Here is a 25,430-nt window from a genome sequence, read left to right on the forward strand (position 1 = left end):
AGCTCACGGCCGGCCCGCGGGCCGGCCGTGCCATCCATCTTCGCAGCGGAGTTATCGATGTCCAGCCCGGAAAATCCGATCCTGTCGGTCAGCCGCGTCGAGGCCGTCTACAATGGCGCCATCGCCGCTTTGCATGGCGTTGACCTCTCGGTCGGCAAGGGCGAGATCGTTGCGCTGCTCGGCTCAAATGGCGCCGGCAAGACGACGTTGTTGCGAGCCGCATCCAATCTTCTGCCGGCAGAGCGCGGCGCCGTTGCCGCCGGCCGGATCATTTTCGATGGCGAGGATGTTTCAAGGGCAAGCCCCTCGCACCTTGTCCGCAAGGGCCTGGTCCAGGTTCTCGAGGGCCGGCACTGTTTCCGCTCGCTGACTGTCGAGGAGAACCTTCTGACCGGTGCGCTCGGGCGCTCGTCCTCGCGCCTTGGCGTGAAGGCCGACCTTGAGCGTGTCTACGCGCTGTTTCCGAGGCTTCTCGAGAAACGGCGCACGCGGTCCGGCCTCACCTCCGGCGGCGAGCAGCAGATGACGGCGATCGGTCGCGGGCTGATGTCGCGGCCGAAACTCTTCGTGCTCGACGAGCCCTCGATGGGGCTCGCGCCGCTGATCGTCGACGAAATTTTCAGCGCTTTGAAGCGGCTCAATCGGGACGAGGGTCTTTCGATCCTTGTCGCCGAGCAGAATTCGGCGGTGGCGCTGAAATATGCCGACCGCGCCACCGTGCTCGAAAACGGTAAAAGCGTGCTGGAAGGGTCGGCTGCCGACCTGCGCCAGCGCGACGACATCAAGATCTACTATCTCGGCGGCGCGCCGCTTCCATCGCAACACTTTCCCCAGGAGACTGCAGCATGACCATCCAATCCAAGCAGCCGTCCGACGCGCGCGTCGCCGTGCCTCCGGTCGAGCGCCCGTCGGCCAAGGCGCATATCATCAAGACCGATGCTGAGGCGATCGCCATCGCCGAAAAACTTGCCATTGAATTCGCCAGGGAAGCGTCGAAGCGGGATCGCGAGCGCATCTGGCCGAAGGAAGAGCTGGATGCGTTTTCGCAGAGCGGCCTGTGGTCGATCAATGTGCCGAAGGCCTATGGCGGGCCGGAGGTTTCCTATGTGACGCTCTCGAAGGTGATCACCATCATCTCGGCGGCTGATCCCTCGCTTGGCCAGATTCCGCAGAACCATCTCGGCGTGGTCGCCGCCATCCGCACGGTTTCGGACGAGGCGCAGAAAAAGCTGCTCTTCGCCGAGGCACTGTCCGGCACGCGCTTCGGCAACGCGTTTTCCGAGTTCGGCTCCAAGCGTGCCGCAGACTTCGAGACCAAGTTTGTCGATGCCGGTGACCATGTCGTGGTCAACGGCCAGAAATTCTATTCAAGCGGCGCCCTGCTCGCCCATCTGGTGCCGATTGTGGCGCTCGATGACGAGGGGCGCGCCTGGTATGCCATCGCCGATCGCGGGGCGTCCGGACTGACCGTCATCGACGACTGGTCGAGCTTCGGCCAGAAGACGACGCTCTCCGGCACGGTCCTGCTCGACAATGTGAAGGTGCCGAAGACGCATCTCGTCCCCGGCTACAAGGGTTATGACAAGCCGACAGTCGACGGACCCATCTTCCAGATCATCCAGGCGGCGGTCGATCTCGGCATCGCCAAGGCGGCAATCGACGAGACGGTCAGTTTCGTGCGCACCAAGTCGCGCGCGTGGATCGACAGCGGCGTCGAGCATGCCTGGCAGGATCCCTATACCATCCAGGCAATCGGCGACCTTCGCCTGCGCGCTAACGCGGCCGAGGCTATTCTCGAAAAGGCCGGCCTTGCGGTCGATCGCGCCGTGGCCGATCCGAACGAGAAGGCCGTCGCGCAAGCGCAGATCGCAGTTGCCGAATCCAAGATCCTCACCACGGAGATCGCGATCAATGCCACCAACAAACTGTTCGAACTCGCCGGCACGCGATCCACGCTGGCCGAGCACAATCTCGACCGCCACTGGCGCAATGCCCGCACCCACACGCTGCACGATCCGGTGCGCTGGAAATACGCGATCCTCGGCAATTATTACCTGAACGAGGTCAACCCGCCGCTCCACGCCTGGAGCTGAGACTCTGGCGGCCATCTGATGGCGTTTTCTGCGCTTCCGGTGCTCACGGACCCAACGTCCGCTGCGCGCCGGTTCTCGAAACCACCACCATATGACTCGCCAGAGCGAGTTTCGAAACAGTCTCTGAGCGTCGGCTAAACATACAAAGGACTATTCATGAGCACTGCCGCCCCCGACAGGATCAAGGCCCTGTGGTTCTTGCCCACCCATGGCGACAGCCGCTATCTCGGCACCTCCGAGGGCGGCAGGGCGGTCGACCTGCCCTATCTCACCCAGGTCGCCAAGGCGGCCGACGCCATCGGCTATTATGGCGCGCTGCTGCCGACCGGGCGCAGTTGCGAAGACAGCTGGGTGGTGGCGTCGGCGTTGGCGCCGCTGACGCAACGACTTCGCTTTCTCGTTGCGGTCCGTCCAGGGCTGCAGTCGCCGACGCTCGCCGCGCGCATGACCTCGACGCTCGACCGCATTTCGGGCGGGCGCTTGCTGATCAACGTGGTCACGGGCGGCGATCCGGTCGAGAACAAGGGCGATGGCATATTCCTCAGCCATGACGAGCGTTATGAGGTGACGCGGGAATTTCTCGACATCTACAAGGCCGTGCTCAGCGGCGAAACCGTAGCCTTCGAAGGCAAGCATTTCCACATCGAAGATGGCAGGTTGCTGTTCCCGCCGGTGCAGACGCCGCACCCGCCGCTCTATTTCGGCGGCTCGTCGGACGCGGCCAATGCGGTCGCCGCCGAGCAGATCGACAAATACCTCACCTGGGGCGAGCCGCCGGCGGACGTCGCCGCCAAGGTCGAGCATGTGCGCAGCCTTGCCGAAAAGGCCGGCCGCGAAGTGAGCTTTGGCATCCGATTGCATGTCATCGTTCGCGAGACCAATGACGGGGCCTGGGCCGATGCCGATCGGCTGATCAGCCGCCTCGACGACAAGACGATCGCCGAGGCACAGAAGGTTTTCGCCCGCATGGATTCGGTTGGCCAGTCGCGCATGAGCCGGTTGCATGGCGGCAGCCGCGACAAGCTCGAAATCAGCCCGAACCTTTGGGCCGGCGTTGGCCTCGTGCGCGGCGGCGCCGGCACCGCCTTGGTCGGTGACGCGGCGACCGTGGCAGAACGGATCGACGAATACCGAAGGATTGGCATCGATACCTTCATCCTGTCCGGCTATCCGCATCTGGAGGAAGCCTATCGCTTCGGCGAACTGGTGCTGCCGCTGCTGCCGCTCGATCACGAAATCTCGACCCGGCCGACGACGGTGAACATGGGACCGTTCGGCGAAACGGTGGCCGGAGATCATCGACCATCGGCGCTGCGCGCGAGCCAGTCTTGAGCGCTTCCCGCAGGGCTGGGAAACTGACGGTCGCCATCATTGGCGGCGGCTTTTCCGGCGCCGCAACCGCGTTTCACCTGGCGCGGCTGCTGCCCGCCGATGCAGCCGATATCGTGGTCGTCGAACCGCGCGAGGCGCTCGGCTATGGTCTGGCCTATTCGACGGCCGATCCCTCGCACCGCATCAACGTGCGGGCGTCCAGGATGACGCTGATCTCAGGTGAGGAGGGCCATTTTTCCGACTGGCTGGAGCAGACCGGCGCTATTCTGGACGATACGCAGGCCATCGCCGCTGGCGGCGCGATTTACCCGCAGCGTCGGGTCTTCGGCCGCTATGTCGAATCCCACCTGCAGCCCTTCCTGCAAAGCAAGGCGATCCGCCATGTCAGGGCCGAAGTTGCTTGGGTCGAGCGCAGTGGCGAGGGCTACCGGCTTGTCCTGTCCGATGGCGCAACGCTTTCCGCCGATGCTGTGGTGATCGCCGCGACGCATCCATTGCCGGCCCTCCCGGCGCCGCTGCGCAGCGTGGCCTCAGTCGCCGGATTGGTGGCCAATCCCTACGATCTCGAACGGCTGCAGGCGATCGGCCGCGACGACCGTGTTCTCATTGTTGGCGCCGGTCTGACCTCGGCCGACGTCATTGCAGCCCTCGACCGTAGAGGTCATCGCGGCCGCATCACGGCACTGTCGCGCCATGGCTATCGCTCGCATGTGCAGGCCACCATGCAGGGCGACCCGATAGGCGACTTCACCAGCCTGCCTTTACGCAGCGCCACGGTGCTGCTCAGGCGCATCCGGGCCACGATCGCGGCAGCGACGCGACAGGGCGAAGACTGGTATCCGGTCCTCGACGCTGTCCGGCGTCAGGGGCAGTTGATCTGGCAGGCCTTGCCGCTCGCCGAGCAGCGCCGCGTGGTGCGCCATCTTCGCGCGCTCTGGGACGTGCATCGTTTCCGCATCGCGCCACAGGTAGCAGTCGTGCTGGATCGCCGCCTTGACGAGGGGACGCTCGCTTATCGCGCCGGATCGATTGTCGAGGCCGAAGAGGCCGACGGACGTATCCGCGTCACGCAGCGGTCAAGGCGCCGACACGACCTCATCGTTGAGACGTTCGACAGCGTGATCGTGACGACCGGGCCGGCGCATGCGGACATTCTTCGCACCAACACGGCGATTGCCGCCCTTGGACATCTGGGCCTGGTCCGTCTTGACCCAACCGGCCTTGGTCTCGGCACCGACAGCCACGGCCGCGCGGTCGGTAAGTCAGGTCACCCGGCCGACAATATTTTCATCAGCGGACCGCTGGCGCGCGGCAGCGTCGGCGAGCTGATGGGCATCCCTGAAGTCACCGCCCATGCCGAGAGCATCGCCACCGAAATTCACCAATGGTTGGGTTACCAGACGGCGTTGCGTCGCAGGGCGTCGTGAAGGTGCAAACACGATGAGGCTATCCAGATGACACTAACCGAACGCATTCTGCCGGATGAAACCCGGATCTCCCTAAAATTTGCGATGCGACACCTGGCCGGAGCCGTGTCCGTGGTCACCGCAGGCATCGGCGACGAGCGGACGGGCGCAACAATTACCACAGCCCATTCCTTGTCGGTCGAACCGGAGGTGATGGTCGTCAGCATCAACCTGAGCTCGTCGACATGGGCAGCCATCAGCCGGCATCGGCACTTCTGCGTGAATGTGCTACGCGCCGACCAGATCGCGATCGCCGACCGTTTTGCTGGTCGAGGCGGCCTCAAGGCGCAGGCTCGCTACGAGGGTGCACGCTGGTCCACCCTTGCAAGCGGCGCATTGGCACTCGAAGGTGCGCTTGCCGCGGTCGATTGCACCGTCGAGGATACCATAGTTCGCCACAGCCATGCGCTAATCCTCGGCAGCGTCCGGCATGTGGTGAGCGGGGAGCCCGGTCCGGCACTGATCTATCATCACGGCGCATATGGATCATCTTGAGCGGGTTGGTACGTGTCGTTTTCTGACAGCCATGAAACCCTCTGTCTCATTCAAGGCGGCGAAGGAACGAAAGACGAATTCTCCATAGCCCTTCGCCGAGACGCGCCGCACACACCCAAGATGCGAAAACGCGACCGAGATGGCGCAGGAGCACTATGTGCGATTGTTTGGATGTGAGCCAATACGGGCTTTGCGCGTTGTTGTTGAACTTGCGGAAGCCCTTTTCCAGCCAAGAGGCTTGAGAGGAACAATTCTTCCGTGGCGCGTAGCGGCCAGGCACTGCCGTTGGGCAGCCGATTGCGATTGCTAGGGCAACGAAGAAGTCATGCCCGCGCCCATGCCGTGCTTGCCGTTGAAGGCCACGACCGATCTGCCACTGGCGCCCGGCGCCGTCGGCCGCTGCGGTCCCAGAGTTGCCGACCAGTAAGGACAAGGCAAAATCCGGTGTTCTCGCGAAAAATGGCGACAAGGCGCGGGTCGCAGGACATCACGCCGAAGCCGAAGAAACGCTAGATCCGCGCCGGCAGCCCTAACTAGCGCTGGCGAGACTGGCATGTCCCGCAGCGGCTTCTTGCGCTTCGGCGGCACATAGGCATCGCTCCGATCTTCTGCTCGAGTGGCTTAAACTAGGATTTGCAGTCGCCGTGTTTCTACGTTGTGGTTTCGGCGACATCTGTCGTTCGCAACATCAGTAAGTAAACCAGCTAAACGAAATCAATGAGAAAGATCAGGAAATTGCCCGGTCATTCAATCAGGAATCGTTCGCGTTGTCCTTTGCAGAAGGCCAGCGGATACGCCTATGGCTAGCGAAGGTCGTGCGCCTGTAGGGCGCTGTGGGGCGGCATTGTAGGCATTCAAGCATGAGCGGAACCTAATTTGCAGCCGCAAATTAATGTCCAATGAATGAACTCCCAAACCGGAAAAAACTCGTGCCTGACCCTCAACCTCGGCGGGGCTCCAACAAAGGTGTGTTGCTAGCGGCTGCAGCGCTGCTGTTTGCCTTTCTCGCTCTTATTCTGTTTGGGTTTTTTCAGTAAGTGCGCGCGGCGCCGGCTTCCTAGAGAGGGCAGAGCACCTGCCGACGTGATCTTCGATCCGCTCGCGTCCTTGCGGCGGGGCGACTATCCAAGCCGGCTCGGTTCGTCGCTCCTGACGGGTTGAGCGGTCCCACCAGAGCAGGATGATCATTCGGCAATTTCTTGGCAGCGCCGGTATTCAACTCACGCCCAAAGCGATTAAACTGAAGCTGGCCGTCGATGTCGTGACTGACGCAGCATGAGCCGAACAGGCGAGGCAAGCGCAAGCCTTGGGGCCCAACCTCAGACAGACGAAGCACGCTCGTGCAGTCTGGAGACAGCGCAACGACTTATTCAGTCGGGCGCCTTCGCATCACCAGCGGAACGAAAGAGTTAATTGGCGGTTTACTAGGGAAGGATTGCAGGACGAAAAACATTGAGGATTTCTGCCATGACAATGTTGTTCGAACCACTCGACTCTGAAGGTTACAAGCGCAGCGTGGTCTACCATGCCGCACGCTTGTCCATGCTCCACAACCGAATGCTGAAGCGTTTCGACAAGGTCGATAAAGCGGCTGAAAAGGTTGAAGCCGAGGTGGAGCTGTTTGATGAAGCTGTTCGCACTCTCTACGAATGAGCGGCATGTTGACCGCCGACGTTCCTCCTAGCGCGTATACGGGCGCGAGTTTCACCGTTGCCCACCAGGCGATGTCGCGCCGCGGATTTGGGCTTGATAAGCACGATCTAATGTATACGATTCACCCAGCCGGCCTGGCTCCCCCGCCATCGGGCCGGTCAGGCCCGACGGTTCAACGCACCACCCCAAACGACTGTCGGGCCGCTAGGACTCTCACCGGGCAGCCGGGTTCATGCTTTGCCTTTTTTTCTCGAAAAGCGCGAGCTTGGTCATATAACCAATTCTGATTTTTGCATGGCATTGGGTGCAGTTGAAGTTGGATATCACCTTCAACCACGATCCCTTTTTTATGATGACATGAGAACAGTTTGGACATTCCAGTTCCAGGTACTCGTCCCCCATATCGTTTGAAATCGGCACTACGACACTCCCCAACAGTTGCCCGTGAAACTTGCGCTTCGAGACCGGCCGGCACCTCCGTGCTCAAACCCGAACGTGGGTCCTTGGCAGATGTTCCGCAATCCGACCTCTGGCGACCGGGATCGGACCTAAGTCCAAATCGCCGCCAACAGGCCGAGAAGTGGAACCCCGGCGGATGCTTTTTGAACGCTGAATTTCCGTCCTCGACGGTCGTAGTTCGCCGTCCTCCTGGCCAAAGCTCCAATGTTGCCTTGTGTGAACTGACCTCGCCCGGCCTATCAGGTCGCTAGGGCGCAACTCCGGTAATAATACGGTCGGAGCGAATGTCAGCGCGAAGCTGTGCGCAGGGACGCCAACTCGCTGACAGCAGCAAGGATGACAGCATCGGTTGCCGGCTTCGGCAGGAATCTGCAGTCGCGGAAAGCCGCGGGAACGTCGGCGGGGCCAAATCCCGACAAGAAAGCAAAGGGGATGCCTCGCGCCTGCAATATCCTCGCCACGGGCAGACCCGTTTCACCGTTCAGCTGGATGTCTAGCAACGCCACGTCAATCTTGTCCGATTCGATAAGACGCAGAGCGGCGGATACCGACGGCACAGGTCCGACCACCTGATAACCGGCGCGACGCAGCCGCGCGGCAGTGTCCTGCGCGACTAGCCATTGATCCTCAACAATCAGAACACTCACGCTTTCGCTCACGGCCCCTCTCTGCGATTGACCGGAAATGAGATGTCGATCCGAGACCTTCGGACAGTTGTTTCGACATGTCCGCAAACCTATAGGTAACCTCTCCATGCAGCAAGGTGAGGCTGATGCTGGAGCGCAGGCGCTTCCACCGACCACTTGCTGAATTACCGGAGCCGAAGATTAGCGCGTCAATGGAGCTGCGGTCCGCCTCCGCTCCATCGAGAGTTGGATAGGCGTTTACCCCTCTCCACGATCCGCAAAATCTAAAAGCCTCCGTACCACGCCATTGGCTCTTCAAGCATGAGTAGCACCTCTCTCTCTCTCCATCTTGGGCGACCTGAGATTGCGGTCGGTCAATGAGCGTCAGAAGTGCGATGCACCGAGTTTGGGCCGGCGGTTTCTCGGAGGAAAGGCTTGAGAATTCATGATTTCGGAGCAGGTTTGGCTGGCGCATGAGCGCCGCAGATCTATACTGGGGAAATCAAGCGATGGGGTCGGCCATGAGCAAAGAGTTCAGTGTAGCTGATGCCTATGGCGCCGGCCGCGCCATCTTCATGGGACTTGAACTGCTGGTTTCGCCCGGTGCGCTCGTCCCCAGACCTGAGACCGAGTTGCTCGGCAAGACCGCGCTTGGTGTGTTGCATCAGATGAACCTGCCGGCTCCGCGCATAGTTGATATGTGCTGCGGCACTGGGAATCTGGCGTGCGCGATCGCCTACTATGTGCCCAGCGCCCTTGTCTGGGCAAGCGATCTCACCGATGAATGCGTCGAAACGGCACGCCGTAACACCTCATATCACGGCATGGCTGAGCGTCTTTCGGTGCTTCAGGGCGACTTGTTCGACGCTCTCGTCGGCCTGGGGCTAGACGGAACTATTGACGTAATCGTCTGCAATCCGCCTTACATTTCTGAAAAGCGGCTCGAGGGCGACCGCGCCCATCTGATCGAGCTTGAGCCGCGCGAGGCGTTCGCAGCCGGCCCTTACGGCCTGAGCATTCATATGCGCGTACTGAAAGACGCACCGCGATACCTGCGGCGTGGCGGCATCCTGCTCTTCGAGGTCGGGCTTGGCCAAGACCGACAGGTAGCGGGTCTGCTGGAACGCAGCAAGGCATTCGAGAACATCCGTTCGGTCTCGAACGAAGCGGGCGAGGGCCGGGTGGTTCTGGGGCAAGTCAAGTCGCAGGCATGAATCCTGCGACAGTCAGACCAAATACGGGCTGCTCTGGGCGTAACGCTTACCCATCAGTTCATTTTGCGGATGATGTATTGCTCGATCCCTTGGATGGAATCAAGGTTTTCAGGCAGAAGTTCGCTATCCTCGACGGTAATGCCAAAGGTCTCCTCGATGAACCCGATAATCTCAAGCACACCCGTCGAGTCGACAATGCCTTGATCGAGCAAGGATGCGTCATCCAGCAATGCCTTGACGTCGCTGACGTAGAAATTTGAAACCAAGAAACTACGAATCTGCTCGCTGTAGATTCCGGTGCGTTCCTTGATGGTCAACATGAATTCGTCCTCCGTGGCGTCACCATTAATCAGCGACTTGGTTCTGGCCCCGCATCATGACAGCGCCGTTTTCTTGAGTTTTCCCGTGTCCGTCATCGGCAGGTTCGCCACAACGACGATGGATTTCGGGACCATGAAGTTTTCCAGACGCTTCTGGCACTCCTTCTGCAGTTCCCTTTCGCCAATGGCTCTTCCATGCTCCATCACCACAAAGGCTTTCACCGCTTGCCCGAGGAGCTCGTCCGGAACACCGATGACGGCCGCTTCTCTGACTCCTGGAATGTCCATGAGTACGTTTTCCACTTCCCTTGGCGCCACCTTCTCGCCTCGCGACTTTATGATCTCATCCCCACGGCCAACGAAGTAGAGGTAACCCTCCGTATCCATCCGGCAGTAGTCGCCGGTGTATAGGACTTGCTCGCCTGGCAGCGGGCCGGGTTTGAGTTTCCTGGCCGTTGCCTCGGGCTTGCCCCAATACCCCTTCATCACCGTTGCGCCGCGAATGACGAGTTGGCCGACAACGCCGGGGCCTATCCGCCTGTCATGCTCGTCAACGATCCACATCTCCGTATTCGGGATTGCGATCCCTACGCTCAATGGCTTTCGCTCGAGGTCCTCTGGCGGCAAATAGGTGCAACGTTTGCATTCGGTGAGACCGTACATCGAATAGATGCGTGCACCCGAAAACAGCTCGCGAAGCATGAAAATATGCTTGAGGGGTAGGGCTGCCGCAGTGTTTGTGACGTAGCGGATGCTCGAGAAATCCTGGTCTTTGAGGGACCTGAGTTCGGAGAGCGCGGCAAAGATTGTGGGCACGCCAGGAAAGCCCGTAACCCCCTCCTGCCTGATCAACCCGAGGATCTGTGCCGGGAAAGCGAACGAGCGTTCGAGCACCAGCCGGGCGCCGGTACGAAAAGCCATGATCATCTGGTACAGTCCATAATCGAAGGCGAGGGGTAGGACATTGAGGATCACCTCGTCCTCGGCAATCGCCAGGTAGGAAGCGACAGACGCGCACGCGGCCATCATGTTTCTGTGCGTCAGCATCACGCCCTTGGGTTCGCCCGTCGACCCGGACGTGTAGATGATGGCTGCCAGATCAACATCGATGCACTGCCGTGCCGGCGGCGTATCCGCGCCATTGGCGAGGGCGGCGTCCCAGCGCACGGCAAACGGCAGCTGGGCGAGTTCGACGTCGTCGATCGGTCCCGATACGATCACCCGCAGAAGTGACGGGCAGCCGCGCGCCGGCTCGCGGAAGATCGCGTGCAGATGGCCGTCCGTGATGAGCGCCGTCGGCCGGCAGTCGTTGAGCAGATAATCGAGCTTGTCGCTCTTGGTGAGCGGGTTGACGATGCACACCACCGCATTCGCCTTTAGCACCGCCCAGAAGCTAACCACCGTCTCGACGGTGTTGTCGGCGAAGATCATCACGCGATCACCGCGAACGACTCCGGATGCGGCCAGGTCCCGGGCGATCGCGTTGGCTCGCGTTTCGAGTTCGAGGTAGGTGACACGCTGCCTGTTGCACACCAGCGCCACCTTACTTCCGTGTCGGACGGCTGAATGGGCGAGGTAGTCATGCAGCAATGGTACGGCATCATGCAACATGCAGGCGCTCTTCCCGATGTTCGCAGTCGACGTCGACGCTGAGTGTGCATTCGAACGTTGCACTGGGACAACCCGCGACGAACTGCTGATGAAGAAGTTGGGTCGACAACACGCCGACCAGCGCCATGTTGTCGGCATTGGACAGGTCGCCATCGCCAGTTCTGGCCTGGCATTTGGCAAGCAGGTGCGTGACCGCCTTTGGATCGAAGACATTCGCCTCGCGCAGGGCCGCCTGCGAAACCGCCTCGCGTGCGTAATCCGGAGCGTCTGCGCCGACGAAGCAAAGCGCGTTGGGCGCACGGAAGGGCTGCTTCTTGCGGGCTATGATCTCGGAGGGCAGGATGGGTGCCGCCATGCGCTTCAGCACGTGCTTCTCGTCGAGGCCGCGGAGTTTGAAGGAGGGTGGCAGCGAATTCGCGAGCCTCACAAGTTCATCGTCCAGGAACGGGAAGCGCCCCTCGACGGAGTGAGCCATCAGCATCCTGTCGCCTTGCGAGGAGAGCAGATAGCCCGACATCAGTGTTTGCACCTCGAGATACTGGTCCTGCGCAAGAGGGCTCCAACGGGCAAACTGCGCGGGCAGACGGGCGAGCAACTCGGACACGGCGTCGCGGCCCTGCGTTCGAGCCCGCATATCGGCCGTAAACAAGCGCTTGATGGCACTGGTGGTTCGCCAGCGTGTTTCATGGGCAAAGCCCGGCGCGTCGTAAGCGTGAATATTTCGCCCGAAGAACTGACGCGCCATCGCCTGCTGTTGCACCGGCGAGCGGGTGAGATAGGGGTAAAGGCGTTCCAGGAGCCGAGAGCGTCGTGTCGAAGTCGGGTGGCGCCCCCAGAAGCGGCGGACCTTGCCTTCGCGGAACAGGTCGTAGCCGGCGAACATTTCGTCAGCGCCTTCGCCGGTCAGCACGACCTTGATGCCACGCTCGCGCACCAGGTGCGAGAGCAGGAAGAGTGGCGCCGGGGCAGTCCTCAGGATCGGGCGTTCGGTGTGTTGGATTACCTCCGGAAAGATTCCGGCTATATCTCTGCGCGAAACGACCACTTCATGGTGCTCACTGCCGATCGTCTCGGCAACCATTCGCTGGAAGCGGGTCTCGTCATATTCGGCGTCGGCAAAACGCAAGGAGAAGGTTTGGAAGCGATCGCCCGCGAAGCGCCTTGCGAGCGCGGCCACAAGCGAACTGTCCAGCCCTCCGGAGAGGTAGCACCCGACAGGCACGTCGGCGCGCACCATTCTGAGCGCCGTCGCGGACTCAAGAGCGCTAGACACGCGGTCCACCGCGTCGTTGGAGGACCCGGGGAACTCGCCCTGCCGCGATCCGAAATCGTCGGGATAGGAAGGCTGCCAAAAAATCCGCTCACGAACGGTGCCATCCTGATAGATGCGGACACGACCCGGCTCGAGTTCGTTGATTCCGTGGAAAACTCCTTGCGGCGGAACGACCGTCCAGAGCGTGAACGTCTGATCGATGCCGGCGGGATCAAAGGCGCGAGGGATGGTTCGATCGGCCGCGAAAATGGCTTTCACTTCGCTGGCGAAATAAAGCCGGTGCGCATGCTCGCTGAAATACAGCGGGCAAATGCCGAAGCGGTCGCGCGACAATACGAGACGATTGGCCACTGAATCCCAGATTGCAATTGCCCATTGGCCGTTCATCCGCTCGAAGGCCGTTTCTCCCCACTCACGATAGGCGTGCAGCGCGACCTCCGTGTCGCTGCGGGTTCGGAAGCGGTGGCCGAGCGCCGTGAGTTTTTCACGCAATTCGACGTAGTTGAAGATCTCGCCGTTGAACACGATCCACGTCGTATCGCCTGTATCCGCCATCGGCTGCTGGCCACTGGAGAGATCGACGATGGACAGGCGCACATGCGCCAGCCCCGCGCGTCTGTCCCGGTAGAGACCGCGCCCGTCGGGCCCGCGATGCGCCAGCGCGCCCATCATCTGCATCAGCGCCTGCCGCGAAGGAGAAGCCGCTGTGGCATTCAGCGCCACGATTCCAGCGATGCCGCACATGCTCGGTCAATCTCCGCCTTCGGCGGACAGCAAAGGCCGCGCGTGGAGATAGTGGGCCGCCCTTCGTTTCGCTTCGATGTCCTTGAACACTTTCTGAAGCTGGGGCTCGGTGAGGCCAGCAACCGCCGCGAGCTCATTGCTGGCGACCCCGTGGTTCAGGCCGTAGAGGCATAGATCCATCAGGTGATAGGGCAGCGCGAAATAGAATTCTTCCTGGCTTTGGGCCATGGAAAAAGTGTCGGTGGTCGGTGGCCGCCGCCGGATTTCATCATCCACCTCGAGATATTCCGCGAGTTGATAAACCTGGGTTTTGTAAAGGTGAACGATCGGCATCACGTCGGCGGCTCCGTCGCCCTGCTTGACAAAAAAGCCCTGGTCGTACTCGAGGCGATTTGGAGTGCCGACAACCGCGTATTTGAGGCGGTCGGCGTGATAGTATTCCGTCATTTTGCGCAGGCGCTGCTTGTAGTTTGTCGCAGCAACGATCTGCAGATAGGCAGCTGGCGGCAGACGCACGGTATCTACTTTACCCTGCGGATCCTGGACCGTGAGGCGGGTTATATTGAGCCCGCTGCTCTCCAGAACCGACGCGATCACCAGCTTGCATTTCCACCCTTCCCCATAGTCGGGAACGACGGTCTGGATCGCATCGATCTGCCGGCGGTAGGCGCCGATGGCCTCCAGTGCCGGTGCTATGTCCTCAAGGACGCTTTCAATGCCAAGCTGTGCCGCGACGCGGCGGCCAAGTCTCAGGGAGTCGCCGGAAGAATCCCGCTCCGGCATGAACAGTCCCAGGACCTTGTCTTTCCCGAACGCGCGCATGCACAAGGTCGCGACGACGGAGCTGTCGATACCGCCGGAAAGACCGACAACCACGCCGCGACGATGCAGGGTGCCGAGAACCTGAGTGCGCAAGGTGTCAACGATGCGATCGACCTCCGCGCCGGCATCGAGCGCCAGCATGTCCTTGCTGAATTCCGGAATTATGTCGATGACAAGTCCTCCCTTTTGCGAGATTCGGCGGGGGAATAGGTCTGCACGATGGCCGTCTCGATAAGCGGACGGTTGGTGGCAAGGTTTGGTTCGACGACAAGGTCGATGTGGCTGCCCTTGATCGAAATGACGTCCAGGTGTGCCAAGACGCTGTCCCAGCCCAAGGCCCGCGGCATTCCCTCCCTGCGACATCGGAACAAGGTACCGGAGAGGGGCAGAGCCGGTTTCGGTGCCTCAAGCCACTGGAAGAATGACTTCGCCCTTAAAACCTCCTGCAGTTCCAGTTTGGTCCTGAAGATCGTCGGGTTGAACTCTCCATTGGCAAATCTGTCTAGAATCCTGGCCAGACGCGCTTCGCCGCCCACGGCGACGGTGATCTTCGCAAGGGCTCTGCAAGCCATCCGGTGCGCGGATATGCGGTTGGTGCGAATACGATAGAACGTACGGGTAAGTGTCTCCCAGTGGTTGCTCGGCTCGTGCAGGAGGCTCGTGTCGAGGATGCCCAGGAACCGCACCGTTCGCCCGGCCTTCATGAGCCGTGCGGCAACCTCGAATGCAACCGCGCCACCCAGAGAATGGCCGAGAAGTCGCACGGGGCCCGCAGGTTGGATGCGGCTTATCTGCTCGAGTGCGGCGCCAGCCATGGCGCTTAGGCTGTTGTGTCCGTCCAGTATCGCCGCAAGGCTCGGATATCGGATCGGGTTTACACGGGCGACTTTCGCCATGGCGGCTGCGAACGCAGCCAGGCTCGGACCATAGCCAACGGACCCTGGAAACAGGAAAAGAACCGGGGGGTGGTGCTTCTTGTCGCGCCCTTCGCCCAACCGTGCAGAGACGACCGCCTCAACCATCTCGTCCAAGCTCATGCCCACGGTGAATGCCTCGAGGCCCAGCTCTTGCCCGATGGCGTTTTCGATCGCCATGACGCAGTGCAGCAGCTGCAGCGAATCTCCTCCAGCATCATCCCAGTTTCCCGTGGCAGTGCCTGTGTTGAGAACCTGCGTCCACGCGTGCTGCACTATTTGACGCGTGTCCTTTGCTCCTCCGGCGGGCCGAGCATCGAGAGTGGACGACCGGGCGGCTCGCGCCCTCCTTCCGTGCGAACGATCTATCTCGGCCAGTGTTGCCAAATCGACCTTACCTCCCGACAGGCGTGGGATTGCGTCAACGGTGTGCAATCGCAAGGGACGCAATGGTGCCGGCAAGGTCATTCTGAGGAGCTGGCGAAGGTCGTCTGCAAAAGCGCCGCCTGCGAAGCGCTGGGGAACCGCGAAGGCGATGAGTTCCTGCGCGGCCGTTACCATCACCACGGCATCCGCCACCGAAGGCGCGCAACGCAAGACCCGTTCGAGTTCGGCGGGCTCGATGCGTCGACCATTGATCTTGATCTGGCGCCCTTTGCGGCCGACGATCCTCAAGATGCCATCATCGTCGAGCCGAACGAGGTCCCCGGTGGAAAAAAGCCGAGCCTCGGGATCGTCGGGGTCCGGCTGCGCGGGAACGACCACACCGTTCTCCCAATGACCGAGCAGGACATAGCGGCTTTTGATCAGAAGCTCTCCACTTTCGCCTGGCCCTACATTGCGCTCCGCTTCGTCGACGATAGCGAATGCCATACCAGGGAGCAGCCTGCCGACGGGAACCGACGCGTCTTGCTCGGGCCAGTCAGGCGGCAAGAACCATTGCGAACCGATGGTTTCAGTCGATGAGTAGCCGATCTGGATCAGGCACTGGTCCGAAACGGCTTTGCGCAGCAAAGCGATGTCCGTCCATGACACTTTCTCCCCACCGATCCGGGCCACTCTGAGCGGCCAGGAAGCGTCGGCGGGCGCCTCAGCCAGGAGGGCTCGAAGCAGTGCCGGCACAAGATAGGCGATCGTCACACCTTCGGACTGCAATCGAGCGCGCGTAGCGCGCAGGCCGACAGCCTCCACCTCGAGAAGATGCAAAGTGGCGCCCGTCAGCAGCGCCGCAAAGATCTCCCGGCAACCGGCGATCGTGGCTGGCCCGGTCAGCGGCAGGAAAACGTCATCCGCGCTGATATGGCACGCATCGACATATTGCCGGACCCGCCATAGCAGGCTTCGTTGGCTGTTGACGATTCCCTTGGGGCGCCCGGTGCTACCTGAAGTGTAAAGCACCAATGCAGGCGCATCGACCGAAACGATAGGGTGCTTATGCTGCTGTTCCGGGTGTTGATCGTTGGGCGCCACGGCGGCGGCAATATCGATCCAGACGATCTCCTGGGCCAATTCGACCGGGCGAACATTTTCGGCGCCTATAATTGCGCCGAGCCGCGCGGCACTGACTATATCGAAAATGCGAGAGGCGGGATCTCTTGTGTTGAGCGGAACCGAAGGCCGTCCCGCCGTCATGGTCGCCAAGATCGCCACAGGATACCAAGCGGAGTTTGCTTGCAGGATGCCGATGGCCTGCCCTTCGGGGACGACGGCACCGATATGAGTTGCCAGCGTCTCGACCGCCCGGAAAAGCTCAGAAAAAGTCAGGCGGTTGGCGCCGTCGCTGATTGCGAGCTTGTCAGGATACCGCCTGGCGACATCTCCAAGGTGATCGAAGATTGGAATGTCCGCAAATTTGGCACCCATCTGTCGGTAACGGCGCCAGACTGGCCCCCCTTGGTCAAGCTCATATTCGGGAACGACTGACCACCTTCGGGTGGGTCGCAGATCCACCTGTAGGTTTTGATTTGCCACTTCCGAATGCAAACACACTGAGGACATTCAGGGCCCCGCCAAGCTGACGGTCGAACATCGCTCGCCGCGGAGATCTTTTCATCAATCATTCGGATGATGCCTCGATCTTGCCTAGCCAGCGCTTCCCGAGCGTCCTTCAGATGTTTTGCCATTTGTGTCCAGCACCGGTCGTTTTTCCTTGCAAGCTCCGTGGAGCGCAAGACGGCTTGCCCAGGCGAACGGATGCGATCGGCATCTCCGCTAGAATCCGGGCTCGGTGCCCAGATTCACTGATTGGAACAATCATTCAAATGAACGTTGGTGTGATCTGAAATCCGGCTAAGCTTGATCGGTAGGGGAATGACTGCTCGTTCGGAGACGAGAGCATATGATCATCGAGTTGTTTGGGCCGCCTGGCGCGGGTAAAACCACGCTGCTTCGCGGCCTCTGCCACGGGCTGGCGAGACACGGCATCAATGTGAAGACAGTAAATGGGTATCGCCTGATTGAACCTGGATCGGCTCAGGATGACGCTCCGGAAATCCGCCACGGCATAGGGCGAATTGGCAAGAAGATTGCCACATCCGGTCCTATCTTGCTGTCGACCTTGCCGAAGGACAGTGTCGCGGCCCGGCTTCTGGCATCGATCCCTCTTCGAAGCCGCGTGTGGTCATGGCGCATGAAGGTCGACATCGCCCAACTGTGCCAGTCCTGGCGCCAAGCGCGGGAGTCGCCCGGTTGCTTCATCTTCGAAGAGGGCATGATTCAGGCTTTGTGTGCGCTGGGTGTGCTGGCTAGAACTCCAAGCCTCGACGCGGTCCGCAAGTGCCTGGCGTTCCTGCCGCGGCCGGATCTCGTTGTGCAACTCGACGCGCCGCAGGAAACGCTACGCCGCCGTCTTGTGGATAGGCATGCGCAGCAACCGCTCCTCGAGGTTATGCTGTTCGAACTTGGCGTGGACAAAGGATTAAGGCAGGCCGAAATCTCAAGAGAGGTCGGCGAGTGCCTGCGCCAGGACCGATGGCCGTTGATACAAGTCAATGGTGCTGAACCTCACGACGTGGACGGGGTCGTCGCGCGCGTTCTGGGCGAGCATGTTGGTCATGCTGTCTAGGCTGGCCCATGACCTATGATCCATGACACATTTTATGCATTTGGCGCCAAGCCGGGCAGCATCTGCCGCCAAGCGCGCAATCATGTCGAATCGTGCTGATCGAGCACTTCGAGCATGGTCGTCAACATGCTTCCGACTTCCTCAGAAATTTCCTCGGGGCGGATTCCCGCTCTGATGGCATCCGCCGTTGCTTGGTCCGCAAGTTTCGCCGCAAGAGCCGGATCGGCCTTGGTGTAGAGCGGGATCTTATCCTCTATCCATTTCTGCAGGAATTCGATGCCGCGCGCGCTCATACCAACTACAAGCTCGGCGGGGCTTGTTGGTTCCGTCAGCCATATTCAAGAACGTCAGACCATCTTGCTCAGGCTGACGTTCCCGCGGTCACGTCACGATGAACGAGGACGCCGTCAGAGCCAAGTGTGGCGATAGAGTGGCAAATTGGATCTGATGTGCGCCGCCGGAGCCGTCGCTGTCAAAGGAAAGCGCGCCGGTCGTGCTGTTATAGACGATGTGATCGCCGCTGTCGTGCGCGGCCCTGCCGGCGTAGAACGCCGAAGAGGGGAGGGCGCCGGTATGCAGGCCGGCAAACACAGTGTGGTCGAGTTGGATCTTGTCGTGGCCCACTTTGAAATCGGTGACCTTGTCGATATTGCCGACCTTGAGAGCCGAATCGAAGACAAAGACGTCGTTGCCGCCATGTCCCGTCAGAACGTCTCTCCCGCCACCGCCGTTGATAGTGTTGCTCCCGGAATTGCCATCAATGGTTTGGGCGAATTCGTTTCCCGTGAGCTTGATGGCGGCAGTTCCCAATTTGCTGGTGGTCGCAAGATGCTCGACCTGCGAACCGGCCGACAGCGCGTAGCTGACCGATGCCAGCACGCTATCGTTGCCGCTGTGCCGCAGTTCCACCACCTTGTCGCCGGCGTTGTTGACATAGTAGGTGTCGTTGTAGCCGCGGCCCATCATCGTGTCCGCGCCAGCGGTGCCGCGAAGCACATCCGCGCTACCCGTGCCGTAGAAAATGTGATCGCCGGTGCTGGTCGGAGGGACACTTGTGGGCGGAGGCACTGTGCTGGTAGGCGGCGGCGTCGGTTCGCTGGCCGAAGGACCGCTTGCGGTGCTCTGGTTGTGTTGAAGGAACAGAGCCTGCAGCGTCGGCGAGCTCTCAAGCGCCGTGTCGCCCTGTTGAGAACCCCAAGCATAGGCATAGTCGAAGGCGGGCGAAGGCGCTACCTTGGCCCAGTGGTCCAACATAGTCTTTTCCTGAGCAACGCTGGGCAGGACATAGCGACCGCCCGTGTCGGTCGTCCAGTCGCCGCCGCCGAAGGTCTGATACACGGGAACGACCTGACTGAGCGGGATGCCCGAGGCGACGGCCGCCGCCACAGTCCTGTCGATCATGTTGTAGTCAATCGTGCTTGTTCCGGTCCGTACCGGGTAGGGATCCAAGCCGTAATAGTCGATATGCGTGTTGGCAGGATTGAATGTGTTTGAAAAGTCGGGGTTAGCGGAAGACCCCATGTTCATCATGGTTATGAAGGTCTTGGCGCCGGGCAGGTGGCTGTGGATCCAGTCTGACTCCGCCTTCAGATCAGCGGCGGTGGCATAAGTTCCCCATTTGCCGGTCGGGTCCGGCTCGTCGACGAGGAAGAAGCCAAACACTTTCGGATTGCCGATGAAGGGCGTGACCTTCTGGATAAAGGAGGAGGTTGCACCATCAGCTTCATTGAGCCACACTAGGCCTTTCTGGCCGGCCGGCAAGGCGTTGAGCTGGTCCAAGGAAGATACATCAACAAGATTGAATCCGGCTTTCGCGACCTCGGAGGCCGACCCGCCCGAGGCGTAATGGAGTGTTGTCATTGACATACCCTTCGTCCGATTCGGTAGGCGCCCCACACCTGCCTAGGGAAAGGATCCATTAGCGACAAATCAAATACCGGCGCCCCTTGATAGAATCTTTGATCAGCGTCCGAAAAACACAACAGCCTCGATGCTACGCTTGCCTCAGAGGTATGTAGATGATCCAAGTATGGGGTGCTCAAGCCTGCAACGAAAGCATTGCAGCGAAGTCTGCCGGAGCGCCTTGTGCGTTTGCAGTGGCGGCAATCGGCCAATGAACGTTCGGTTGAGCCACCGCCAAATGCGCGCTTCCGCAGGATTTCTTCGAGCTCAGACCGCAAAGGAATCGCGTCCTGACGAAGCCCTCCCATTGCAGCCGCTCAATGCTCCTCGTGAAAAGCCTCGGCGCCAAAATGAGCAAGGCAGTACTCCAACAAAAGGTCATGCGAGACGCGCGCCGCTGGCAATTGCGGAGAGGCACTGAACTGGATCCCACCGGGTTCAACGGAAAGCGGGCGTGCCGGTCCGAATGACGGCGAGCATGGCAACGCGGTCGCCCATCCGCGGGAAGAGGCGGCTGGTGGTCCGACCATATCCAGAGACCGGGTGAAAGCCTGTTCCAGACGAAGCGGTCGGGAGAACTGGCGGTGCGAGTCATCACACCGCCTGGTCGCGATGTTGATCCGGCGAGAGAAGGCGGGCGGAAGTTGCTTTGAACGCGGCGCGCGGACCTTTCGAACACAGCCCTTTTTTATATCCGGCCCGCCGTGTCGTACGCGAAGATGTCGTCCTTGCACCGTCAGACCGGATGAATCCAACTCACTGACCGAGGCGACAGCGGTTGTGGCTGGATTGCCGCATCGTTGATCAGCTTGCTTCATGCAAACAGACGAGGACAGCACGAAAGCGTGCTCCTAGCGTGGGACTGGCTGTTGTGTGTTCAGGGGCGATGAAACCGGCCATGGAAACCGCGGATAGGATCAGCTGTTTTACGCGATTGGTATCGCATCCAGGAGCGACAGGATGAGTCCGCATCTGGTTTGCGTTGGAGGCGAGGATCATAGACTAAGAATCCCGTTTCTTTTGGCGCTTCGCGAAAGGGGTTTTCAAGTCACTGCCGTTTCGAGTGATCTCGGAGCCGCCTTTTCACCCCATGGCATTGCCCATCGCCGATTCGGGTTCGACCGCTTTGGCAGCGGCAGTGCAGAATGGGGTGCTGTCAGCGCGATCCGTGACCTGATGTCCGAACTGCGTCCGGACATCATTCAAAGTTTCGACACCAAGCCCAATCTCCTAACTCCACTGGCGGTGCGCGGGCACGTTCCCGTCGTTCGCACCATCAACGGGCTTGGTTGGACATTCTCGTCGCGGGAGCCGCGGGCCCTGGCATTGCGTCCTTTCTTTTGCGGCCTTCAGGGGGTGGCGTCTCGTTGGACAGCCATGACCGTCTTCCAGAATAGTGATGATCAGGCCTTCTTCGAGCGCTACCGGCTGGTGGCTCGCGGCAAAGGGCGACTGATCCGGAGTTCTGGCATCGACCCCGATGCATTCTCGATGGCAAGGTATCGTGGTCCTTCGGCTGCCACGATGCGCGAGGAACTTGGCCTTCAATCGGCCCAGGTCATAATATTTGTCGGCCGGCTCACGCGGCAGAAGGGGATTCCAACCCTCATCCAGGCGGTTCCTCGCGTTATCCGCGAGAGGCCCAACGCGCGTTTCGTACTTGTCGGCCCGCAAGACTCCGAAGGTCCGTTTGCCGTCAGCAGAGCCGATATCGAGCGCCATGTTCCCCACGTTGTCGCATTGGGGCCAAGGCGCGACATTCCAGCCCTCCTTGGGATGGCGGATCTGTTTGCATTTCCGACGCAATATCGCGAGGGAATTCCGCGTGTCCTGCTGGAGGCGGGATTGTCCGGATTACCGATCGTCGCCTCCAACATGCCGGGCTGCAACGATGTGGTTGAGGATGGCTGGAACGGCTATCTCGTGGCGCCGCGCGATGCGGATGGCTTGGCCTCCCGGATAGTCGATCTTCTTTCCGACCCCGCCCGTGGCAAGACCATGGGCAGCCGTTCCGTCGGATTCGTGCGGGAGCGGTTCTCGCTGTCGTGGGTCATCGACCAGTATTGCGACCTGTACAAGACAATCCTGGGTGGCAGATATCGCAGCAGGCTTGTTCAAGCGGCGCAGGCGAATCCGAGGGAAGAGGCGATGCCGAGCCCCCATCGACTGGGTGAGGCGCGACAATGATGCGTGATGCGCTTCTGGCCTTCGGCGTCGCGATGTCCTACGCGGCGCAACTCAGCATCCCAGGGCTGCCCTTCGGCTACAGCGAACTATGCCTCACGCTCTGGATAATGCTGTCGATGACGCGAATCCTTGCTGGCGGCCAACTGGAGGTTACGCCGGCCCTGGCCAAGCTTGGGCTTTTCTGGCTGATCCTGGCGCTTGCCATGGGCGTGGGTTACATCATCGGTTTTCTGACAACCACGTTGTTCCTGGATCCGTTGTTGCACGACACGCTGGCCTATGTGCTGTTGGCGTGCGTCACCTGTCTGGCCGCTGCGGAGCCCAACGCGTCTTTCCGTTTGCGTCGTATCGCCTGGTGGATGGTTGCTATCGCGAATGCGGGCTTCATCATTCAGGTAGGGCTTGGCTTCGGCTGGCTCCATCAGGCTGGGGTCGAACCCTGGTACTGGGACCGCTTCTGCGGATGGTCCGACAATCCGAACCAGCTTGCGCTCTACTGCGCCCTGCTCGGTCCACTGGCCTTGCATCTTGCCACAACCACCAGCAATAAATGGGGAAGATGCCTTGCCCTATGCAGCCTCATATTCACCGTTTACGTCGGAAGGCTGACAAAAAGCGATACCTACCTTTATACCACGGTCCTGGCTTGTCTGATCCTTCTCGGGCTGCGGGTCCGGGCCTGGCTGACGAGCGACGGCAATAAGGCGAGCCTTTCAAGGCAGCTTGCCGTCCTGATGGCCGTTGGCTTCCTGCCGCTGGCCCTGTCTATAGCGCCCTATGCCCTCAGCGAGGCCTCCAGCGCCGAAGACTTCGCCAAGAGCCTGACCAAAGACAAGGGCGGGGAAGCGACTGCCCAAACCGCGGCGCTTCGCCTCTACCTCTGGAATGCAGCCTTGGAGAAGGGGGCACGATCGGGATCGCTTGGACTGGGTCCGGGCCCGCACCTAGATAGTCCGCCCGTGGTCAATCAACAATTTTTGCCGCGGCCCTTCGAGGCGCACAGCACCATCCTGGATCTCTACACTCAGGGCGGCCTGATTTCGGTTCTAGCCCTGATGTGGATCTTCGGCTCGGCTGCGTTGTCCGCCTGGCGGGCGAAGCTGGACGCTCTGGTGGCGCTCGTGGCATCGATCGCCGTTTTCAGTGCTCCGCATTTGGTCATCCGCCATCCGATCGTGTGGTTCTGTCTGACCCTCTGCCTTGCCGCTGGGACGCCGGAAGCGATCCCCGCGATTGTTCGCCAGAGGAGATGCTAGAATGTGCGGGATCGCCGGAATTTTGTTGGCGCCCGATGCACCCAACGCAAGTGCGCTCAGGGCCATCGGACCGATGGCGACGGCGCTTCGTCATCGCGGACCTGACGGTGAGGCCTTCTGGGTGAGCCGTGAAGGGGGGGTAGCCTTCGGCCACCGGCGACTGGCCATCGTCGACCTGTCCGAAGCGGGTCGCCAGCCAATGCTCTCCGCGAGCGGTCGGTATGTCATCACCTTCAATGGCGAGATATACAATTTTCGCGATCTGCGCCGTGAACTGGAAGGGGCGGGCCATCATTTCCGCGGCGCCAGCGACACGGAGGTCATGCTGTGCGCGATCGAAAGCTGGGGCCTTGATGCAGCCCTCGCGCGCTTCGCTGGCATGTTTGCTTTTGGGCTGTGGGACCTGAAGAACCGAACGCTTCAGCTTGCCCGCGATCGAATGGGGAAGAAGCCACTCTATGTCGCCTTGACACGTGATGCGCTCGTCTTCGCCTCGGAGTTGAAGGCGATCACTTGCTTCCCAGGCTTCACCCCGGAACTCGATGTCGATGCGGCGACGACAATGGTTTCCAAAGGCTGGGTGCCGGATGACCGTTGCATTTGGCAGGGCGTGTTCAAGCTGCCACCTGGATCAGTCCTGTCGGTCACTGCGGCGCAATTCGCCAACGCCCGAGGCACCGGTTCGCTTGCGCATCGCATTCACCCTTGGTGGTCGCTGGCCGATGTCGCCTGCAAGGGACAGCGCGATCCGATAGCTGCCAGCGACGAGGACCTTGCAACCGAGCTCGACAGCCTGCTCCGCCTGGCCGTCAAGGAACGAATGATTGCGGATGTGCCGCTGGGCGCCTTTCTGTCGGGCGGAATCGACAGCTCGACTGTCGTCGCGCTGATGCAGGCACAGTCCCGAAACCCCGTTCGGACGTTCACCATAGCGTTCGGCGAAGGTGGGTTTGATGAAGCTCCCCATGCGGCCGCGGTTGCTCGGCATCTGGGCACCGATCATACGGAACTTCATCTCTCGCCGGCCGCCGCGCTTGAGGTCGTTCCGGAGCTGCCCCGGATTTGGGACGAGCCGTTTGCCGATGAATCGCAGATACCGACGCTGCTGGTGTCGCGCCTCGCGCGGCAACACGTAACCGTGGCGCTTTCAGGCGATGGTGGCGACGAGTGCTTCGCAGGCTATTCTCGACACTTCCTGGCAACCCGCCTCACAAAGCAGCATGAGCTGCCATTGTCATTTCGCCGGCTGTTGGCATCGGGGGCTGGGTTGCTGGCCCAAGCCTCTCAGAAAGATATCTTCGGCAATCTGCCGCTTTCATCGAATATGCGGCATGGCTTGCGCGGTGACCGCCTGGCTCGCCTTGCCCGCCTGCTCGCGGCGCGAGATGAGGACGAACTCCTTCTGCAACTGACCAAATCTTCAGCCAACGACCTTGTTCATCGCAAGCCGTCGACGGCACCTACCGACACGACAAAGCTCGACGGCCTGCTCTCGCGTCTCCTATTCGCCGACATGACAGGCTACCTACCGGGCGACATTTTGGTGAAGCTCGATCGAGCCACTATGGCCAACAGCCTCGAGGGGCGATGCCCGATCCTGGACCATCGCGTCGTTGAATTCGCCTGGCGCTTGCCAGCCCGTGCCAAAGTCCGAAACGGGAAGGGCAAATGGTTGCTTCGCCGACTGCTTGATCGTTATGTACCACGCCGACTGGTCGACCGGCCCAAGCAAGGTTTCGACGTTCCGGTCGGGACTTGGTTGAAAGGGCCCTTGCGCGGCTGGGCAACCGATATCATTGCCACGATCGGCCGCTCCGGGGACGGGGTCATCGACCGTGAGAAGGTCGACGCATGCTGGCGCAATCATCTGCATGGAAGCCAAGATAATTTCCGCGACCTGTGGCCGGTGCTCATGTTTCAGGCGTGGCGCAACGAAGCCATGCGGCCATCGACGGTCGCCACGCACCCTTCTTACCATATCGAACTGACAGGGGATTGA

At 60.8% G+C, this 25,430-nt stretch carries 19 protein-coding genes; 11 read left to right on the top strand and 8 right to left on the bottom strand.

Annotated elements, in window-relative coordinates; translation table 11 throughout:
- The first annotated feature begins 57 nt into the window (after positions 1-57).
- The 6 genes from NKI10_RS01445 to NKI10_RS01470 all read left to right on the top strand — a co-directional run bounded on the left by NKI10_RS01445 (position 58) and on the right by NKI10_RS01470 (position 7,039).
- The gene (locus NKI10_RS01445; RefSeq protein WP_352858127.1) at positions 58-849 is read left to right on the top strand and encodes an ABC transporter ATP-binding protein; all 792 of its coding nucleotides are present in this window, start codon (positions 58-60) and stop codon (positions 847-849) included.
- Positions 846-2,093, top strand: coding sequence for an SfnB family sulfur acquisition oxidoreductase (locus NKI10_RS01450; RefSeq protein ID WP_352858130.1), 1,248 nt, complete (start codon positions 846-848; stop codon positions 2,091-2,093). The genes NKI10_RS01445 and NKI10_RS01450 overlap by 4 nt, the downstream gene beginning before the upstream one ends.
- A gap of 156 nt (positions 2,094-2,249) precedes the next feature.
- Positions 2,250-3,425, top strand: coding sequence for an FMNH2-dependent alkanesulfonate monooxygenase (ssuD, locus tag NKI10_RS01455; protein WP_352858133.1), 1,176 nt, complete (start codon positions 2,250-2,252; stop codon positions 3,423-3,425).
- Entirely contained in the window at positions 3,422-4,852 is a 1,431-nt protein-coding gene (locus tag NKI10_RS01460) for an FAD/NAD(P)-binding protein (RefSeq protein WP_352858136.1), read from the top strand. The genes ssuD and NKI10_RS01460 overlap by 4 nt, the downstream gene beginning before the upstream one ends.
- 27 nt (positions 4,853-4,879) lie before the next feature.
- Positions 4,880-5,386: a flavin reductase family protein gene (locus NKI10_RS01465; protein WP_352858138.1), complete on the top strand. Its 507-nt coding sequence runs from the start codon at positions 4,880-4,882 to the stop codon at positions 5,384-5,386.
- Between the two features lie 1,467 nt (positions 5,387-6,853).
- Positions 6,854-7,039: a hypothetical protein gene (locus NKI10_RS01470; protein WP_023681021.1), complete on the top strand. Its 186-nt coding sequence runs from the start codon at positions 6,854-6,856 to the stop codon at positions 7,037-7,039.
- Between the two features lie 746 nt (positions 7,040-7,785).
- Here NKI10_RS01470 and NKI10_RS01475 read toward each other — a convergent pair.
- Positions 7,786-8,157, bottom strand: a complete 372-nt coding sequence (locus NKI10_RS01475; protein ID WP_023817741.1) for a response regulator — start codon at positions 8,155-8,157, stop codon at positions 7,786-7,788.
- Between the two features lie 488 nt (positions 8,158-8,645).
- On the opposite strand from NKI10_RS01475, the gene NKI10_RS01480 reads away from it, so the two are divergent.
- Entirely contained in the window at positions 8,646-9,338 is a 693-nt protein-coding gene (locus NKI10_RS01480; RefSeq protein ID WP_352858141.1) for a N5-glutamine methyltransferase family protein, read from the top strand.
- A 53-nt stretch (positions 9,339-9,391) separates the two neighbouring features.
- On the opposite strand, the gene NKI10_RS01485 is transcribed toward NKI10_RS01480, so the two are convergent.
- Genes NKI10_RS01485 through NKI10_RS01505 form a run of 5 tightly spaced genes read right to left on the bottom strand, consistent with a single transcriptional unit; the run spans position 9,392 to position 17,020 of the window.
- Complete coding sequence (locus tag NKI10_RS01485; protein ID WP_023670883.1) at positions 9,392-9,658, bottom strand: acyl carrier protein; 267 nt, start codon at positions 9,656-9,658, stop codon at positions 9,392-9,394.
- Between the two features lie 54 nt (positions 9,659-9,712).
- Positions 9,713-11,269, bottom strand: a complete 1,557-nt coding sequence (locus NKI10_RS01490; RefSeq protein WP_031245987.1) for a class I adenylate-forming enzyme family protein — start codon at positions 11,267-11,269, stop codon at positions 9,713-9,715.
- Positions 11,259-13,286: an asparagine synthase (glutamine-hydrolyzing) gene (asnB, locus tag NKI10_RS01495; RefSeq protein ID WP_352858145.1), complete on the bottom strand. Its 2,028-nt coding sequence runs from the start codon at positions 13,284-13,286 to the stop codon at positions 11,259-11,261. The genes NKI10_RS01490 and asnB (NKI10_RS01495) overlap by 11 nt, the downstream gene beginning before the upstream one ends.
- Positions 13,287-13,292: 6 nt before the next feature.
- Complete coding sequence (gene nadE / locus NKI10_RS01500) at positions 13,293-14,273, bottom strand: NAD(+) synthase (protein ID WP_280805595.1); 981 nt, start codon at positions 14,271-14,273, stop codon at positions 13,293-13,295.
- Entirely contained in the window at positions 14,270-17,020 is a 2,751-nt protein-coding gene (locus tag NKI10_RS01505; protein ID WP_502897522.1) for an AMP-binding protein, read from the bottom strand. The genes nadE and NKI10_RS01505 overlap by 4 nt, the downstream gene beginning before the upstream one ends.
- Positions 17,021-17,360: 340 nt before the next feature.
- On the opposite strand from NKI10_RS01505, the gene NKI10_RS01510 reads away from it, so the two are divergent.
- Positions 17,361-18,086 (top strand): AAA family ATPase, encoded by a 726-nt coding sequence (locus NKI10_RS01510; RefSeq protein ID WP_352858151.1) that lies wholly within the window; start codon positions 17,361-17,363, stop codon positions 18,084-18,086.
- A gap of 80 nt (positions 18,087-18,166) precedes the next feature.
- Here NKI10_RS01510 and NKI10_RS01515 read toward each other — a convergent pair whose 3' ends face one another.
- Together NKI10_RS01515 and NKI10_RS01520 are read right to left on the bottom strand one after the other, a co-directional pair.
- Positions 18,167-18,379 (bottom strand): DUF768 domain-containing protein, encoded by a 213-nt coding sequence (locus NKI10_RS01515; protein WP_023733260.1) that lies wholly within the window; start codon positions 18,377-18,379, stop codon positions 18,167-18,169.
- 88 nt (positions 18,380-18,467) lie between these two features.
- On the bottom strand, positions 18,468-19,946 hold the full coding sequence (locus NKI10_RS01520; protein WP_023701115.1) for a M10 family metallopeptidase C-terminal domain-containing protein: 1,479 nt from the start codon (positions 19,944-19,946) through the stop codon (positions 18,468-18,470).
- 1,002 nt (positions 19,947-20,948) lie between these two features.
- On the opposite strand from NKI10_RS01520, the gene NKI10_RS01525 reads away from it, so the two are divergent.
- The 3 genes from NKI10_RS01525 to asnB (NKI10_RS01535) are packed head-to-tail and all read left to right on the top strand — an operon-like array spanning position 20,949 to position 25,430.
- Complete coding sequence (locus NKI10_RS01525) at positions 20,949-22,175, top strand: glycosyltransferase family 4 protein (protein ID WP_352858155.1); 1,227 nt, start codon at positions 20,949-20,951, stop codon at positions 22,173-22,175.
- Positions 22,172-23,431: an O-antigen ligase family protein gene (locus NKI10_RS01530; RefSeq protein WP_023681031.1), complete on the top strand. Its 1,260-nt coding sequence runs from the start codon at positions 22,172-22,174 to the stop codon at positions 23,429-23,431. The genes NKI10_RS01525 and NKI10_RS01530 overlap by 4 nt, the downstream gene beginning before the upstream one ends.
- Position 23,432: 1 nt before the next feature.
- Entirely contained in the window at positions 23,433-25,430 is a 1,998-nt protein-coding gene (gene asnB, locus NKI10_RS01535; protein ID WP_352858158.1) for an asparagine synthase (glutamine-hydrolyzing), read from the top strand.

The sequence above is a fragment of the Mesorhizobium sp. M0802 genome, from assembly GCF_040320115.1.
GTDB lineage: Bacteria > Pseudomonadota > Alphaproteobacteria > Rhizobiales > Rhizobiaceae > Mesorhizobium.